General features: G+C 42.1%; 10 protein-coding genes, 7 tRNA genes and 2 rRNA genes. 16 read left to right on the forward strand and 3 right to left on the reverse strand.

Going from position 1 to position 16,521, the window contains the following annotated elements; translation table 11 throughout:
* The first annotated feature begins 54 nt into the window (after nt 1–54).
* The 3 genes from NBX03_RS04065 to NBX03_RS04075 all read left to right on the forward strand — a co-directional run bounded on the left by NBX03_RS04065 (nt 55) and on the right by NBX03_RS04075 (nt 4,146).
* On the forward strand, nt 55–1,842 hold the full coding sequence (locus NBX03_RS04065) for an NADH-ubiquinone oxidoreductase-F iron-sulfur binding region domain-containing protein (protein ID WP_250229489.1): 1,788 nt from the start codon (nt 55–57) through the stop codon (nt 1,840–1,842).
* A gap of 11 nt (nt 1,843–1,853) precedes the next feature.
* Nucleotides 1,854–3,608, forward strand: a complete 1,755-nt coding sequence (locus NBX03_RS04070) for an NADH-dependent [FeFe] hydrogenase, group A6 (RefSeq protein WP_250229490.1) — start codon at nt 1,854–1,856, stop codon at nt 3,606–3,608.
* Between the two features lie 85 nt (nt 3,609–3,693).
* Complete coding sequence (locus tag NBX03_RS04075; protein WP_250229491.1) at nt 3,694–4,146, forward strand: NUDIX hydrolase; 453 nt, start codon at nt 3,694–3,696, stop codon at nt 4,144–4,146.
* A 53-nt stretch (nt 4,147–4,199) separates the two neighbouring features.
* On the opposite strand, the gene NBX03_RS04080 is transcribed toward NBX03_RS04075, so the two are convergent.
* Entirely contained in the window at nt 4,200–4,703 is a 504-nt protein-coding gene (locus NBX03_RS04080; protein ID WP_250229492.1) for a DUF2179 domain-containing protein, read from the reverse strand.
* A 597-nt stretch (nt 4,704–5,300) separates the two neighbouring features.
* Entirely contained in the window at nt 5,301–6,941 is a 1,641-nt protein-coding gene (gene hcp / locus NBX03_RS04085; RefSeq protein ID WP_250229493.1) for a hydroxylamine reductase, read from the reverse strand.
* 323 nt (nt 6,942–7,264) lie between these two features.
* Between hcp and NBX03_RS04090 the strand changes: the two genes are divergently transcribed.
* Nucleotides 7,265–8,218, forward strand: coding sequence for a GNAT family N-acetyltransferase (locus NBX03_RS04090; RefSeq protein WP_250229494.1), 954 nt, complete (start codon nt 7,265–7,267; stop codon nt 8,216–8,218).
* A gap of 67 nt (nt 8,219–8,285) precedes the next feature.
* On the opposite strand, the gene NBX03_RS04095 is transcribed toward NBX03_RS04090, so the two are convergent.
* A complete protein-coding gene (locus tag NBX03_RS04095) occupies nt 8,286–8,720 on the reverse strand; it encodes a ferritin family protein (protein WP_250229495.1) in 435 nt (144 codons plus the stop codon).
* Nucleotides 8,721–9,012: 292 nt separating this feature from the next.
* Here NBX03_RS04095 and NBX03_RS04100 point away from each other — a divergent pair.
* From NBX03_RS04100 to NBX03_RS04150, 12 genes are all read left to right on the forward strand, one after another.
* Nucleotides 9,013–9,085, forward strand: a tRNA-Phe gene (locus NBX03_RS04100).
* A gap of 14 nt (nt 9,086–9,099) precedes the next feature.
* Nucleotides 9,100–9,170 (forward strand) — tRNA-Gly (locus NBX03_RS04105).
* A 5-nt stretch (nt 9,171–9,175) separates the two neighbouring features.
* Nucleotides 9,176–9,247: transfer RNA gene (locus NBX03_RS04110), tRNA-Gly, on the forward strand.
* A 139-nt stretch (nt 9,248–9,386) separates the two neighbouring features.
* On the forward strand, nt 9,387–9,578 hold the full coding sequence (locus NBX03_RS15920; protein WP_323373256.1) for a hypothetical protein: 192 nt from the start codon (nt 9,387–9,389) through the stop codon (nt 9,576–9,578).
* A gap of 37 nt (nt 9,579–9,615) precedes the next feature.
* Nucleotides 9,616–9,825, forward strand: a complete 210-nt coding sequence (locus NBX03_RS15925) for a hypothetical protein (protein ID WP_323373257.1) — start codon at nt 9,616–9,618, stop codon at nt 9,823–9,825.
* 332 nt (nt 9,826–10,157) lie between these two features.
* Nucleotides 10,158–11,676, forward strand: a 16S ribosomal RNA gene (locus tag NBX03_RS04120).
* Nucleotides 11,677–12,175: 499 nt separating this feature from the next.
* Nucleotides 12,176–15,085, forward strand: a 23S ribosomal RNA gene (locus NBX03_RS04125).
* Together the 16S and 23S rRNA genes with 4 tRNA genes alongside form the textbook arrangement of a ribosomal RNA operon.
* A gap of 146 nt (nt 15,086–15,231) precedes the next feature.
* Nucleotides 15,232–15,306, forward strand: a tRNA-Pro gene (locus NBX03_RS04130).
* 27 nt (nt 15,307–15,333) lie between these two features.
* Nucleotides 15,334–15,407 (forward strand) — tRNA-Arg (locus NBX03_RS04135).
* 12 nt (nt 15,408–15,419) lie between these two features.
* Nucleotides 15,420–15,496: transfer RNA gene (locus tag NBX03_RS04140), tRNA-His, on the forward strand.
* A gap of 4 nt (nt 15,497–15,500) precedes the next feature.
* A tRNA-Lys gene (locus NBX03_RS04145) sits at nt 15,501–15,573 on the forward strand.
* Between the two features lie 184 nt (nt 15,574–15,757).
* Complete coding sequence (locus tag NBX03_RS04150; RefSeq protein WP_250229496.1) at nt 15,758–16,516, forward strand: aminoglycoside adenylyltransferase domain-containing protein; 759 nt, start codon at nt 15,758–15,760, stop codon at nt 16,514–16,516.
* Nucleotides 16,517–16,521 lie beyond the last annotated feature (5 nt).

The raw sequence follows: 16,521 nt of genomic DNA on the forward strand, positions 1-16,521 counted from the left end.
TTGAGCCTTGTTTCGCCTGTTTTTAAACAGCATTACTATATAGGGGGAAATTGAATGATACGTTCTAGTGTTATGGTGTGCAATGTGGCAGGCTGTTATTCGTCAGGCGGTCCGTCTATTGCAGAAGAGCTTGAAAAGCAGATAAAAAACTATGGTTTGGAAAATGAAATAAATGTAGTTAAAACAGGCTGTTTCGGCTTATGCGTCGAAGGGCCTATTATGATTGTTTATCCCGACGGAAGCTTCTATAGCAGGCTTCAAAAGGAGAATATAGAAGAAATCGTAAGAGAGCATCTTTTAAAAGGCTGCGTTGTAGAAAAATATCTCTATAATAAAACTGTAAAAGATGGAAAAGTAATACCCTTTAAAGATACGGACTTTTACAAAAAGCAGGAGCGTATCGCCTTAAGAAACTGCGGAATCATTAATCCTGAAAAAATTGAAGATTATATTGCCAACGAAGGATATTTAGCCCTTCAAAGATGCCTTACTAAAAATACGCCGGAAGAAGTTATGGCTATTATCGATAAGGCGAATTTAAGGGGAAGAGGAGGCGGCGGTTTCCCGGCAGGAAGAAAAATGAAAGCTACAGCCGTGGAAGCGGACCCTATAAAATATGTATGTGTAAACGCCGATGAAGGCGACCCGGGCGCATTTATGGACCGTTCCATTCTTGAAGGGGACCCTCACAGCGTTCTTGAAGCCGTTACCATAAGCGGATATGCTATCGGAGCAGAAAAAGGCTTTATTTATGTAAGGGCGGAATATCCCGTAGCAGTAGAAAGGCTTAGAAAAGCCATAAAGCAGTCTCACGAGCTTGGGCTTTTGGGAGAAAGCATTATGGGAACAGATTTTTCCTTCGACATAGAGGTGCGTTTAGGCTCAGGTGCATTCGTATGCGGAGAAGGAACCGCTCTTTCAAACTCTATAGAAGGAAAAAGGGGAGAGCCCAGAAAAAGGCCGCCCCGCCTTGCGGAAAAGGGTATTTTCAATAGGCCTACCTTCCTTTCAAATGTAGAAACCTTCGCTAATATGGTACCTATTATATTAAAGGGCCCAGATTGGTTCAGAAGCATAGGAACAGAGGCTTCCCCGGGAACAAAGGTGTTTGCCCTTGGGGGAGACATTGTAAATACAGGTCTTGTAGAAGTCCCCATGGGAACGACTTTAAGAACAATTATTGAAGAAATAGGCGGAGGAATCCCCGGCGGCAAGAAAATAAAAGCTGCCCAAACAGGAGGCCCTTCCGGCGGCTGTATCCCTGTGGAAAATATGGACGTTCCCGTAGATTTCGACAGCCTTACAAAAATAGGTTCCATGATGGGTTCCGGTGGCCTTATCGTAATGGACGAGGACACCTGCATGGTGGATATCGCAAAGTTCTACCTTGATTTCACCGTAGACGAATCCTGCGGAAAATGCACGCCCTGCCGTGTGGGAACCAAAAGACTTCTTGAAATCCTTGAAAGAATCACGGAAGGCAAGGGCCGCCCAGATGATATTGACAGGATAGAAGAGCTTTGCAATTACATAAAAGAAAATTCTCTTTGCGGCCTTGGCCAGTCTGCCCCTAATCCTGTGCTTTCAACTTTAAAGCATTTCAGGAAGGAATATGAGGAGCATGTCTTTGACAAGGTTTGCAGAACAGGAACATGCAAGGCCATGATACATTATTCCATAGACAAGGAAAAATGCATCGGCTGTTCCGCTTGCGCTAAAAAATGCCCGGTTGAAGCTATCCATGGAAAAATTAAGGAAAGCTTCTCCATTGATCAGGATAAATGCGTTAAATGCGGCGTATGCTTTACAACCTGCAAATTCGATGCAGTAAAGTGCAGATAGGGGGAGAAACTATGGATAACAAGGAAAAGATATTAAACTTAAAAATTAATGGCATGGAGGTTTCCGTTCCCGAAGGCACTACGATATTAGAAGCAGCCAGAAAAGTAAATGTGGAAATTCCGACTCTTTGCTATTTAAAAGAAATAAATGAAATCGGTGCCTGCCGTATATGCGTAGTTGAAGTAGGAAAGGGCGGAAAGCTTGCCGCCGCCTGTGTGCAGCCGGTTTCCGAAGGCATGGATATCTATACAAACAGCTTAAGGGTTCAGGAAGCAAGAAGGCTTACCCTTGAAATGATTCTTTCCACTCATGATAAAGACTGCTTAAGCTGTGTAAGAAGCGGCAACTGCGAGCTTCAGGAGCTTTGCCATGACTTTGGCATTGCTGATACGGAAAGATATAAAGGCGAAATGATTCAATACGAAAATGATGATTCCGCTGTACATATGATAAGAGATAACAACAAATGCATTCTTTGCAGAAGATGTATCGCCGTATGCAATGCCCAGCACATCGGGGTTATCGGAACAAACGGCAGAGGATTTGATACTCATGTAAGCTGTGCCATGGAAAAGGATTTAGGACAGGTTCCCTGCATATCCTGCGGTCAGTGTATCGTGAACTGCCCTACAGGTGCCCTTAGTGAAAAAGATGAAACCGACAAAGTATGGGCCGCTTTGGACGACCCTGAAAAATTTGTCGTTGTGAATACTGCGCCTTCCATAAGGGCAATCCTCGGGGAATGCTTCGATATGGAAATAGGAACAGACGTAAAAGGCAAAATGGTATCTGCTTTAAGGCGTTTAGGTTTTGACAGGGTATTTGATACAGATTTTGGAGCGGACCTTACGATTATGGAAGAAGCTACAGAGCTTTTGGACAGAATTCAAAACGGAGGAGCCCTTCCTATGATTACCTCCTGTTCTCCCGGCTGGGTAACCTTCTGTGAAACTTACTATCCTGAGTTTATTCCGAATCTTTCAAGCTGTAAATCTCCCCAGCAGATGCTGGGCGCCGTGACAAAAACATGGTATGCAGAAAAAGAAGGTATAGACCCTAAGAATATTGTCGTTGTAGGTATCATGCCCTGTACGGCTAAAAAGGCGGAAAACCTGAAAGGCCATTATGCCTTGAAAGATATTCCCGATGTTGATGTATCTCTTACCACAAGAGAGCTTGGCAGAATGATAAAGAGGGCTCATATTAACTTTAAAGACCTTCCCGATGAGGAATTTGACCCTACATTGGGAGAATCCACAGGAGCCGGCACCATCTTCGGCGCAACGGGCGGCGTTATGGAAGCAGCCCTTCGTACAGCCGCTGAATGGATAGAAGGCAAGCCTCTTGAAAGCCTTGATTTCCATGAAGTAAGAGGAATCGCAAATATTAAAGAAGCGACCTATACCTTGGGCGGTAAAGAGCTTCGGGTTGCCGTAGTAAGCGGAACAGGATATGCCGATGAGCTCCTTAAAAGAGTGAAAGCAGGAGAAGCCCATTACGATTTTATAGAAGTTATGGGCTGCCCCGGAGGCTGTGTAAACGGCGGCGGCCAGCCTGTACAGCATGCCGTTGTACGAAATTTCCATGATCTCAGGGCTTTAAGGGCAAAAGTGCTTTACAATCAGGACAAGGGCTTTAAAAAGAGAAAGTCTCATGAAAATGCGGCTGTGAATAAGCTCTACGATGAATACCTTGGAAAGCCAGGAAGCGAAAAAGCCCACCATATTCTTCATACTGCTTATAAAGCAAGAGAAAAATATATGTAAAACGTATTTGACTATAATTTTAAGGCCGCCGGCGTTTGCAGTTGGCGGCCGTTTTCTATATATTATAAAAAGAAAGGGGTCTCTTATGAAAGAACATTTTAGAGCGTTTTCTGCTGTATTTCCTATGATATTTAAAGCAGGCCGCGATGAGACCAAGATTTTACTGCACCGCAGAAAAAATACTGGCTATCAGGACGGCAAATGGGATATAGCTGCCAGCGGACATGTGGATAAAGGTGAAACGGCACAAATGGCCGTTATACGGGAATGCAAAGAAGAGCTGGGCATTGATGTTAAAATGGCGGATATTGAGTTTGCACATCTGAGCCATCATTTTTCTCCAGACAGAACTTATTACGATATTTATTTTCTTATTAAAGGATATAACGGTGACCCTTCTATTATGGAGCCGGATAAGTGTTCAGAGTTAAGCTGGTTCAGTATAGAGGCGTTACCAGATGATATTATTGAATGCAGGAAGCTTGCAATAGAATGCTATATAAATAAAAAACTTTACAGCGAAATAATGGAAAGATAATGTATGCTTTAAAAAATGCCGCAAAATATTTTGCGGCATTTTTCGTATATATTTTATTTTTTAATAAATCCATTTTTTAGATTTCTTACATCGTTTATAACGATCATGGCATCGGGAGAATATTCATTTACAATTGCGGTGGCCTCGTCAAGACGCTTCCTCTTTAAGTAAATCATCATCAGGTCCACTTCACCGGCTTTTCCCTGGCCCTGCATGATTGTTACGCCGAAGCCTTTTTCCCTCAATGCATCGGAAAGAATGCCCTTAATATCGCTTTTAATAACTACTTGAATACATGCTGTTCCTATGGCAAGCTTGTTCTCAATGGTTGCCCCAAGGTAATTGCCCAAAGTAAAGGCAAGAGCGTAAACAACGACCTTAAGAGGGTCTTCCGTAACGTTTTCAAGGACGGCCCCTACAACATAAATCCATATCAGAATTTCAAAAAAGGCTATAAAAGAGCCTTTGAGCTTTTCACCGCGGTTTATGAGCACGTTTCTGATTGTTGCCATCGTAACCTCGATGAGTTTTGCTACAAATATTAATAAATACAGCATATAATCCCCCCATATTTTTAGTAGAATTATTGTATAGCAAATAAACCCGAGGAAGCAATAAGAAGTTGCTAAAAATAAGGAAAAAGAGATCCTTTTCTTTATTTTAATATAGTACCTTCCCTTTGATTTATTTTACTTATAGTAGATAGTGTATCATAAACAAAGTAAAAATAGAAATGAATTCTTAAATTCAGTAATATGTATATCAATTGCCGACAACTGATTTTTTAAACTCCTTAGAGTCTAGCAATTATTCTTTTACGCAGATATTACTATATGTGGCTGTTTTAAATAAAATTACTTTTTTGTCTTTAAAATGTTCACAGCAAAGCAAGTAAATACAGTAAATAAACTTGAAAACTAATTAAATATAAAAACAAAAGGCTGCTATCAAGCATAATCAGTATAGATGTCACAAAAGACTGATATTCCAAATAGCTCAAAAATGTACGGTTTCCGGGGAAATCTCTGTTTTTGGACTATGGGAAACAGGTTTTTGCGGCTGCTTTACTTTTAATTAGCTTTACATAGAGGAATTCAAACATAAAAAGGCGAATAACTTTAGTTATTCGCCTTAAATATATTAATATGCAAATATTAGTTACCGAAGAAAAGCTCTATATCATCTTCAACGCTTCCGATGCCTGCGATTCCAAAGGTTTCAACAAGTACATTTGCTACGTTTGGAGAAAGGAAAGCAGGAAGTGTAGGTCCTAAATGGATATTTTTAACGCCAAGATATAATAATGCAAGGAGTACGATAACAGCCTTCTGCTCATACCATGCGATATTATATATAATAGGAAGCTCGTTAATATCTTCTAATCCGAAAACTTCCTTAAGCTTAAGGGCAATAACTGCAAGAGAATAAGAATCGTTACACTGACCTGCGTCAAGAACTCTGGGGATACCCCCTATGTCTCCAAGGTTAAGCTTGTTATATCTGTATTTAGCGCAGCCTGCCGTAAGAATCACAGCATCTTCAGGAAGCGCCTTGGCAAAATCTGTGTAATAATTTCTGGATTTCATTCTTCCGTCACAGCCGGCCATTACAACAAATTTCTTAATAGCGCCGGATTTAACCGCGTCTACTACTTTGTCTGCAAGAGCCATTACCTGATTGTGAGCAAAACCGCCAATGATTTCTCCTGTTTCTATTTCTGTAGGAGGAGGGCATTTTTTAGCATGGGCTATAATTTCGGAAAAGTCCTTATGGTCTCCTATATTTCCTTCGATATGCTTACAGCCGGGGAAACCTGTGTTTCCTGTTGTGTATAATCTGTCTTTATAGCTGTCTTTCGGAGGAACGATACAGTTTGTAGTCATAAGAATAGGGCCGTTAAAGCTTTCAAATTCTTCTTTTTGCTTCCACCATGCGTTTCCGTAGTTACCGTGGAAATTCGTATACTTCTTGAAGAAAGGATAGTAGTTTGCAGGAAGCATTTCAGAGTGGGTATAAATATCAATATCCATTCCCTTCGTTTGCTCCAGAAGCATTTCTAAATCCTTTAAATCATGACCGGATACTAAGATACCGGGGTTTTTGCCGGCGCCTATTTTAACGCTGCTGATTTCAGGTGCACCGTAGGTAGAGGTATTGGCTTTATCTAAAAGAGCCATGGCTTCTACGCCGAACTTTCCTGTTTCCATAGTTAAAGCGACAAGTTCGTCTGCTGTTAAGCTGTTATCTAAAGTCTTTGCAAGTGCATTTTGAAGGAAGATATCGATATCTTCATTGTCATAAGAAAGAACGTTTGCATGCTTTGTATAGGCCGCCATTCCTTTAAGACCGTATATAATAAGCTCTCTAAGGCTTCTAATGTCTTCGTTTTCAGTTGCTAAAACACCGATGGAAGGTGCTTTTTCATAAAGGTCTTCTTTTGTTTTTCCTTCCCATAACGCAGCTTCTGTAAGACCTTCTTTATTATCTAATTCGTTTAAAAGTTCGCTTTTAAGAGAAAGAGTAGTAAATATTCTTTCCATTATGGAATCTTCATCAAAGTTTGCATTGGTAATTGTTGTGAAAAGATTCTGAGTTATAAAATGATTTATTTCTTTGGAAATTGTTTTTCCGCTTTCTCTAAGTCTTGACGCAATATCTGATAAGCCTTTTGTCGCATAAATAAGCATATCCTGCATGTTTGCAACTTCTGGCTTTTTGCCGCATACGCCTATTTTTGTACAACCGCTGCATCCGGCTGTTTCCTGACATTGGTAGCAAAACATTAAATTATCCATTCATATGCTCCCCCTTGTTTAATTTTTATTTTTCTATTTGATTATAGTGTAAGATACGTTTCTTTTCTGTTGTATTTACAACAAAATGCTTTCAAGCTGGAATTGATTTTAAAGAAATGATATAATTTCAATATTGATGAAAGGCCGTGGCCGCGATGAAAAGAATAAGGATGCTTTATTCAGATATATAGTCAATTTGCTTTTATTCCGAAGTGAATGTTTGGATTAAGACAGCTTAAAATAAGAAAAAAGCAAATTGGCAATGATACTGTTTCATATTTAATTAAGTACAAAGAGGAAAATAAAAAAATTAGGAGAAAAAGATGCAGATTGTAGATTTTAACGAAAGCCACATTCCTATGGCGGCAAAGCTTGCTTTAAAAAATTATAATGAAGAAAAAGAAATCGTCGGGGTGCTGCCTCCTGTTAAAAATTGGCCTGATTTAAAAAAATATGCAGAAAATGGATTAGGTGTTGCAGCTTTTGAAGAGGATACGATGCTGGGGTTCTTATGTGCAGGCAATCCTTTTAAGAATGCTTTTGGTTCCACCGATGCGGTAGGGGTATTCTCTCCTCTTCATGGAAACGGTGCTGTTATAGAAAAAAGAGGCGCAGTATACGGAAGGATGTATCAAAAAGCGGCTGAAAAATGGGCAGCTTCAGGAGCGGCAAGCCACGCAATATGTGTGTATGCCCATGACAAAACTTCTAAAGAGCAGCTTTTTAATTACGGATTCGGTTCAAGATGCATTGATGCCATAAGGCCAATGGGAGAAATAGAAGGAATAGGGGAAAGTAATTATACTTTGGTTGAATTAAAAAAGGAAGATTATGAAAAAGTGTATCCCTTATATAAAATGCTTGAAAACCATATGGCTGAAAGCCCCTGCTTTATCAAAAGGCCCTTTAGCTTTGAAACGTTTATGATATCCGCAAATAAACCTGCCAGCAGATTTTTCGCGGCAATGACAGGAAATGAGATGGCAGCTTTTTTGAAGACTACTTATGGCGGGGAGACATTTATCACTTATAATGATGATATTATACATATAGACGGGGCTTTTTGTCTTCCTGAGCACAGAGGGAAAGGAATTTACAGCCATCTTTTGAATTACACCATTCAAATACTGAAAAAAGAAGGAAATAAATATTTAAGCGTTGATTTTGAAAGCATAAACCCTTCGGCGCATAATTTTTGGACTAAATATTTTTCAGTATATACATGCGGCCTTGCAAGACGCATTGATGAACACTGTATCAATAGGATTTATAAATAAGGAGAAATACAAAAAGGCGGACAGCTTAAACTGTCTGCCTGCATTAAAGCTTTGTTCCCTATGGTTCCTACAGGAGAAGCTTTTCTATAAAATTAGTGTATAAATAGTTCAATTTAGCCGCATGCCTGTTTTCATCGCTTAATAAAGAGAAAAAGGTATTTCTTAAATCAGCGTTTGAATTGTCGGTATAGATGTTGCAGTATTCATTATAAGTATCAAGTTCTTCCAATATGGATTGCTTTAAGCCATCTATATATTTGCTGAAGGATGGTTTTTCAGGGGTTTTTAATTTGGGTTGTGACCAAGCTGTCTGCTTGTAAAGATGATTTAATTTTTCAAGGTGCAGAAGCTCTTCCTCATAAATAGCTTCGATAATTTCATAAGCGCTTTTGTCGGGGGCCATTTTCATAAGCAAGTTATAATTGGCGGCAGAATTTTGCTCGCTATTCATTAATCTCAATAAAATAGCCGGAGTAAGCTGATACCTTTTAACTTGATCCATATTAATTCCTCCTTTTTTGCATCATATGCCTTTGACAAAATATGTGTTAATATAGTAAAGAACAATTAAGAAATAAGAATAAGCATAAATTTACAGAATCATCAGAAGATTAGACGCAAAAGAGAAACATTTTTATGGCCAAGTCGAATTTTTATAGAAAGAATTTCTGAAAAACCTTTTAAATTCCAAGGAATTCATACGTCTAGAGTAATAAAATAAAAAATCAAAAATCATATTGACAATATCTCTTATTCGTATTATAATACTTTTTGTTGCTGAACAATAAACATAGGCCCAGATAGCTCAGTCGGTAGAGCAGAGGACTGAAAATCCTCGTGTCGGCGGTTCGATTCCGTCTCTGGGCATCTTGAAACACTTTGCGGGTGTAGTTCAATGGTAGAACGTCAGCCTTCCAAGCTGAACACGTGGGTTCGATTCCCATCACCCGCTTTTATGCGCGAATGGCTCAGTGGTAGAGCATCGCCTTGCCAAGGCGAGGGCCGCGGGTTCGAATCCCGTTTCGCGCTTTAAAAAAAGAAGCCGATTATATAATCGGCTTTTTTTTTTCGTCAAATCTGCTTGCAAATGTTTTAAGCAGTACAGATGCTGAATCAGATAGCTTATAAAATTTTATTTGCTATCTACATATAAAAAGGAGGGCTTCTTTTGTGCCTGATCTGCGAAAGAATAAAAATGATTCAAGAAAACAGAAACCCTTATTTTGTGTGTGAACTTGAAACAGGATATGTAGTTTTAGGAGACCATCAGAGATTTAACGGATACACGTTGTTCTTATGTAAAGAACATGTAACAGAGCTTCGCCATTTAGATAAGCCCTATAAGATGAAATATTTTTAACGGCAGAAGCCGTGCAAATTGCTTTTGGCGCGGAAAAATGAATTACGAGCTTTTGGGTAACGGAGACGCCCATCTCCATTGGCACCTTTTTCCCAGAAACAAAGGGGATATGCCTATAAAAGGGCCTGTGTGGTGGCTTCCAAAGGAAGAACTAATGGATGAAAGATTCCGGCCGAAAGAAAAAGAATTGAACGTAATGAAGGAAAAACTGAAAAGAGAAATAACAAGGCTTCACCCAAATATGTGAGAATATAAGGGTTTTTAGCCGTAAAAGAAACAATGGAAAATAAAAACGAATAATTTGTAAAAAAGATGTTGACATAAAGGGGATGCTGTGGTAAACTAGATTTTGCGTCCGAGAGAGGACAGCAAAGGAAAAACAAGCACGAGAAGGAAAAACCAGAACATTGAAAACTGAATAATAAGGAAAGAACCAACCCGAAAAGAAATAAACTTTGAGAGCTTTAAGGCTAACGAAGAAAAGTAATACGAGATAAAAAATGCCAGATAGTCAAAAGGGATATGAAATATCCGTTTGACAGTCTAAAAGCTTGCTTTTAGACAAGAGTGGACAAGGATTAAATAGAGAGTTTGATCCTGGCTCAGGATGAACGCTGGCGGCGTGCCTAACACATGCAAGTCGAACGCTGAGTAAATAGTGCTTGCACTATCTACTTGGAGTGGCGGACGGGTGAGTAACGCGTGGGTAATCTGCCCTGTACAGGGGAATAACTGTGAGAAATCATGGCTAATACCGCATAATACCGTATGGCCGCATGGCCGAATGGGGAAAGATTTATCGGTACAGGAGGAGCCCGCGTCTGATTAGCTAGTTGGTGGGGTAAGAGCCTACCAAGGCAATGATCAGTAGCCGGCCTGAGAGGGTGACCGGCCACATTGGGACTGAGACACGGCCCAAACTCCTACGGGAGGCAGCAGTGGGGAATATTGCACAATGGGGGAAACCCTGATGCAGCAACGCCGCGTGAAGGAAGAAGGTTTTCGGATCGTAAACTTCTATCGATGGGGAAGAAAAAAATGACGGTACCCAAGTAAGAAGCCCCGGCTAACTACGTGCCAGCAGCCGCGGTAATACGTAGGGGGCAAGCGTTATCCGGAATTACTGGGTGTAAAGGGTGAGTAGGCGGATTAGTAAGCCATATGTGAAAACTCAGGGCTTAACTTTGAGATTGCATAAGGAACTGTTAATCTAGAGTACAGGAGAGGTAAGTGGAATTCCTAGTGTAGCGGTGAAATGCGTAGATATTAGGAGGAACACCAGTGGCGAAGGCGACTTACTGGACTGAAACTGACGCTGAGGCACGAAAGCGTGGGTAGCGAACAGGATTAGATACCCTGGTAGTCCACGCTGTAAACGATGAGTGCTAGGTGTGGGGGAGAGATCCTCGGTGCCGCAGCAAACGCAATAAGCACTCCACCTGGGGAGTACGGCCGCAAGGTTGAAACTCAAAGGAATTGACGGGGGCCCGCACAAGCGGTGGAGCATGTGGTTTAATTCGAAGCAACGCGAAGAACCTTACCAAGGCTTGACATACCATTGATGGGTGCAGAGATGCACCGTTCTACGGACAATGGATACAGGTGGTGCATGGTTGTCGTCAGCTCGTGTCGTGAGATGTTGGGTTAAGTCCCGCAACGAGCGCAACCCTTATTTTTAGTAGCCAGCGGGTAATGCCGGGCACACTAGAAAGACTGCCGTGGATAACACGGAGGAAGGTGGGGATGACGTCAAATCATCATGCCCCTTATGTCTTGGGCTACACACGTGCTACAATGGCAGGTACAGAGAGAAGCGAAGGGGTGACCTGGAGCAAAGCTCAAAAAAGCTGCCACAGTTCGGATTGTAGTCTGCAACTCGACTACATGAAGCTGGAATCGCTAGTAATCGCAAATCAGCATGTTGCGGTGAATACGTTCCCGGGCCTTGTACACACCGCCCGTCACACCATGGGAGTTGGTAGCGCCCAACGTCTGTGACCTAACCGAAAGGAAGGAGCAGCCTAAGGCGAGACCAGTGACTGGGGTGAAGTCGTAACAAGGTAGCCGTATCGGAAGGTGCGGCTGGATCACCTCCTTTCTAAGGAAAAGTAGGGCAGCACCCAAAAGAATTTGGGTCATTAAACGAAGTTTAATGATTTTGTGAAGCAAAATGCTGAGGAGATAGTTTGTGAAACAAAACTGTCTGAAGGGTTTGAGTACTTATTATTTAGTTTTGAGTGTTCATGTAAATGAATATTCAATGAAATCATACGAGAAGCATGTATGATTTCATACAACTATTTTTGTTAAAAAATAGTAAATATGGTTACAGTACCTTGAAAACTGAATAGAGAGAAGAAGAAAAACAATTTCATCGGAGTGCTTAAGAGAAGCAGGAGGATGGAGGCTTTGCAAGAAGCTTTCATTCAAATGAAGATTAAAGCATGACGAAAAAAGAAAATGTTAGGTCTGAAATGGTCTCTTGATAAGTAAATTATTATTTATCGAGAAAAATAAATGGTTTACTGAAGAGAATAAATGAAGAGTTTTAAAACCTTCAGTAAATTCGTGTAAATCGAAGATTTACACGACACAAAGGTCAAGCTAAAAAGAGCAAAGGGAGAATGCCTTGGCACCAGAAGCCGATGAAGGACGTGGCAAGCTGCGAAAAGCTGCGGTGAGGCGCACACAGCCTGCGACCCGCAGATGTCCGAATGGGGAAACCCGGCAGAGAAAAGCTCTGTCACCCGTACATGAATTCATAGTGTGCGGGAGGGAAACGTCGTGAACTGAAACATCTAAGTAGCGACAGGAAAAGAAAACAAAAGTGATTGCGAAAGTAGTGGCGAGCGAAATCGCAAGAGGCCAAACCAAGCATGCTTGCATGCTCGGGGTTGCGGACTGCAGACGTTATTTTGCGAGGGTAGTTGAACGGTTTTGGGAAAGCCGGCCGAAGAGGGTGAAAGCCCCGTAAGCGAAACTTAAGCAAAGACAGCAGAATCCAGAGTAGAACGGGACACGAGAAACCCTGTTTGAAGCCGGGGGGACCACCCCCCAAGCCTAAATACTAACTGGTGACCGATAGAGTATAGTACTGTGAAGGAAAGGTGAAAAGAACCCCGGGAGGGGAGTGAAAGAGAACCTGAAACCCTTTGTTTACAAACAACGGAAGTGAGAACGACCGTGTACTTTTTGTAGAACGGTCCGGCGAGTTACATTCATAAAGCGAGGTTAAGTACTAAGAAGGTACGAAGCCGAAGGGAAACCAAGTCTGAATAGGGCGTCTAGTTTTATGAAGTAGACCCGAAACCGGGTGACCTATCCATGGTCAGGTTGAAGTTACCGTAAAAGGTAATGGAGGACCGAACGCACATCTGTTGAAAAAGGTGGCGATGAACTGTGGATAGCGGAGAAATTCCAAACGAACCCGGAGATAGCTGGTTCTCCTCGAAATAGCTTTAGGGCTAGCCTTATACAAGTCTTGTGGAGGTAAAGCACTGAACTGGCGCGGGGCCCTAAAAGGTTACCAACCCAAATCAAACTAAGAATGCCATAAAGATGATGTATAGGAGTCAGACTATGTGAGATAAGTTTCATAGTCAAAAGGGAAAGAGCCCAGACCAACAGCTAAGGCCCCCAAGTCCGTGTTAAGTGGAAAAGGATGTGGGATTTCAAAGACAACTAGGATGTTGGCTTAGAAGCAGCCATACATTCAAAGAGTGCGTAACAGCTCACTAGTCGAGAGAACCTGCGCCGAAAATGTCCGGGGCTAAAACACGGCGCCGAAGCTATGGCTTTTACTATTTACAAGTAAATAGTAGAGGGGTAGAGGAGCATTGTACAGTAGGAAGAAGCGGAACTGAAAGGGACCGTGGACGAAGTAGAAGAGAGAATGCCGGAATGAGTAGCGAGATAAATGTGAGAAACATTTAGGCCGAATGTCTAAGGATTCCTGAGTAAAGCTAATCTTCTCAGGGTAAGTCGGGACCTAAGGCGAGGACGAGAGTCGTAGTCGATGGACAACAGGTAGAGATTCCTGTACTGCGTATATTCAGAACTGCAGGGAAGCAGGAGGATAGGAAAACCGGGGAAAGGAAATACCCGGGCAAGCACAAAGGATAGATTAGGAGGAAAACCCCTTAATCGTTTCTGAAGTGTGAAGCGGAGTGAAGAAAAGTAGCGAAGTTTCTGAATCCACACTGCCGAGAAAAGCTGCTATTGCGATATACGTACCCGTACCGTAAACCGACACAGGTAGACGAGGAGAAAATCCACAGGCCGACGGGAGAAGTGTTGTTAAGGAACTCGGCAAAATGACCCCGTAACTTAGGGAGAAGGGGTTCCAGCGCAAGCTGGACACAGAGAAGAGGCCCAAGCGACTGTTTATCAAAAACACAGGTTTCTGCAAAACCGCAAGGTGAAGTATAGGAGCTGACGCCTGCCCGGTGCTGGAAGGTCAAAGGGAGAGGTTAGGAGCAATCCGAAGCTTTGAACTCAAGCCCCAGTAAACGGCGGCCGTAACTATAACGGTCCTAAGGTAGCGAAATTCCTTGTCAGGTAAGTTCTGACCCGCACGAAAGGCGTAACGATTTGGGCGCTGTCTCGACAACACACCCGGTGAAATTGAACAGCCAGTGAAGATACTGGCAACCTGCGACAGGACGGAAAGACCCCATGGAGCTTTACTGCAGCTTAATATTGGGATTAGGTTACACATGTACAGGATAGGAGGGAGGCAAAGAAGCCTGGACGCTAGTCTAGGTGGAGCCGCCGGTGGGATACCTCTCTTGTGTAACTTGGTTTCTAACCCTAAGCCGTTAACCGGATAGGGGACATTGTTAGGCGGGCAGTTTGACTGGGGCGGTCGCCTCCGAAAGAGTAACGGAGGCGCTCAAAGGTAACCTCAGAATGATTGGAAACCATTCAAAGAGTGTAAAGGCAGAAGGTTGCTTAACTGCGAGTGAGACATCACGAGCAGATACGAAAGTAGGACTTAGTGATCCGGTGGTAACAAGTGGGAGTGCCATCGCTTAACGGATAAAAGCTACCCTGGGGATAACAGGCTTATCTCCCCCAAGAGTTCACATCGACGGGGAGGTTTGGCACCTCGATGTCGGCTCATCGCATCCTGGGGCTGAAGAAGGTCCCAAGGGTTGGGCTGTTCGCCCATTAAAGCGGTACGCGAGCTGGGTTCAGAACGTCGTGAGACAGTTCGGTCCCTATCCGTCGCAGGCGCAGGATATTTGAAGAGGAGCTGTCCTTAGTACGAGAGGACCGGGATGGACGAACCGCTGGTGTATCTGTTGGATACCAAATCCATGGCAGAGTAGCCAAGTTCGGAACGGATAAACGCTGAAGGCATCTAAGCGTGAAGCCGCCCTCAAGATAAGATATCCCATGCCGAAAGGCAGTAAGGCCCCTTGAAGAGTACAAGGTAGATAGGTGAGAAGTGTAAGTGCGGTAACGTATTGAGCGGACTCATACTAATAGGCCGAGGGCTTGTCCAATAAAAAGGGTATATGAAAATATATCAAAGATGCAAGGCTAAAGAAAACAGCTTATCGAAAGATAGCTTACGCTATAGTTAAAGCGTCACATCGTTTCAGATCCTTCTTTCTCTATTTAGTTTTTAGGGTATTGGATACCTTAATAACGGGGTGTAGCGTAGCTTGGCTAGCGCGCCTGATTTGGGATCAGGAGGTCGCAGGTTCAAATCCTGTCACCCCGATTAGCTTCTTCAATAATGAAAAATTATGTATCTGTAGCTCAGCCGGATAGAGCAACGGCCTTCTAAGCCGTGGGTCAGGGGTTCGAATCCCTTCAGATACGTTTTTTAAAATGGTGGGTATAGCTCAGCTGGTTAGAGCGCCAGATTGTGGCTCTGGAGGCCGTGGGTTCGAGTCCCATTATCCACCCCAACGCGGGTCACTAGCTCAGTTGGTAGAGCACTGGACTTTTAATCCAGGCGTCCCGGGTTCGAACCCCGGGTGACTCATAAAAGCAAAAAGCCAATTTATATAAATTGGCTTTTTTGTTATTTATAAAAGGATATGGATTTGGGGAATAGAGGTAAATGCGGTCTGAAGATGCCCTGTAGATTTAGTAAGTAACGGTTTGCATTAGGGGTACAAGCAAATTTTATTTACCCAAAAATATTTTAGAACGGGATAGGAATTCATATGAAATATAAAATAATTCTTGAGACTATTTCTGAAAAATACCAACATATATTAGGAAATAATTTAATTGGCATTTATGTTCATGGTTCTATTGCATTTGAGTGCTTTAATCCAGACAAAAGCGATATTGATTTTTTAGTTGTGGTAAAAGAAAGCCCCTCTGTTAAAGAAAAAGAAGAGCTTATAAAGACGCTTCTTTCCCTGTTCTCTGATGGGCCTAAAAAGGGCTTTGAAATGAGTGTGGTAAAATATGATGTATGCAAAAATTTCTTATATCCCACACCTTTTGAGCTTCACTACTCTACTTCTCATTTAGAGGAATGTAAATCTGATATTGAAAATTACTGCAAATCAATGAATGGGTTCGACAAAGATTTGGCGGCTCATTTTACCGTTACAAAGCATGTGGGCCATACCCTTTACGGTAAGCCCATACAGGAAGTATTTGGTCATATCCCGAAGGAAAATTATATGGATAGCATTCTTTGTGATGTTCAGAATGCCAAAAAAGATATTATTGATAATCCAGTTTATATTACCCTTAATTTATGCCGGGTGCTTGCGTATAAAAGGGAAGAACTTATTTTATCAAAGAAGCAGGGGGGCCTATGGGCTGTGAAAAATATGGATCAAAGGTTTTGGCCTATCATTTGGCGGGCCCTATATTCTTATGAGTCGGATGAAGATGGATATTTTGATATAGAGCTATCGAAAGAATTTTGCGATTACGCCCTTAATTGTATTTTTGATAGAGATTAAGTTTA

This window comes from Anaeropeptidivorans aminofermentans (assembly GCF_940670685.1).
In the GTDB taxonomy this organism is placed as follows: domain Bacteria; phylum Bacillota; class Clostridia; order Lachnospirales; family UBA5962; genus Anaeropeptidivorans; species Anaeropeptidivorans aminofermentans.

Coding starts and splice junctions, on each gene's coding strand:
- NBX03_RS04090 (WP_250229494.1), top strand. CDS start 7,265: ATGCAGATTGTAGATTTTAACGAAAGCCACATTCCTATGGCGGCAAAG.
- NBX03_RS04080 (WP_250229492.1), bottom strand. CDS start 4,703: ATGCTGTATTTATTAATATTTGTAGCAAAACTCATCGAGGTTACGATG.
- NBX03_RS04150 (WP_250229496.1), top strand. CDS start 15,758: ATGAAATATAAAATAATTCTTGAGACTATTTCTGAAAAATACCAACAT.
- NBX03_RS04065 (WP_250229489.1), top strand. CDS start 55: ATGATACGTTCTAGTGTTATGGTGTGCAATGTGGCAGGCTGTTATTCG.
- NBX03_RS04075 (WP_250229491.1), top strand. CDS start 3,694: ATGAAAGAACATTTTAGAGCGTTTTCTGCTGTATTTCCTATGATATTT.
- NBX03_RS04095 (WP_250229495.1), bottom strand. CDS start 8,720: ATGGATCAAGTTAAAAGGTATCAGCTTACTCCGGCTATTTTATTGAGA.
- NBX03_RS15925 (WP_323373257.1), top strand. CDS start 9,616: ATGAATTACGAGCTTTTGGGTAACGGAGACGCCCATCTCCATTGGCAC.
- NBX03_RS04070 (WP_250229490.1), top strand. CDS start 1,854: ATGGATAACAAGGAAAAGATATTAAACTTAAAAATTAATGGCATGGAG.
- hcp (WP_250229493.1), bottom strand. CDS start 6,941: ATGGATAATTTAATGTTTTGCTACCAATGTCAGGAAACAGCCGGATGC.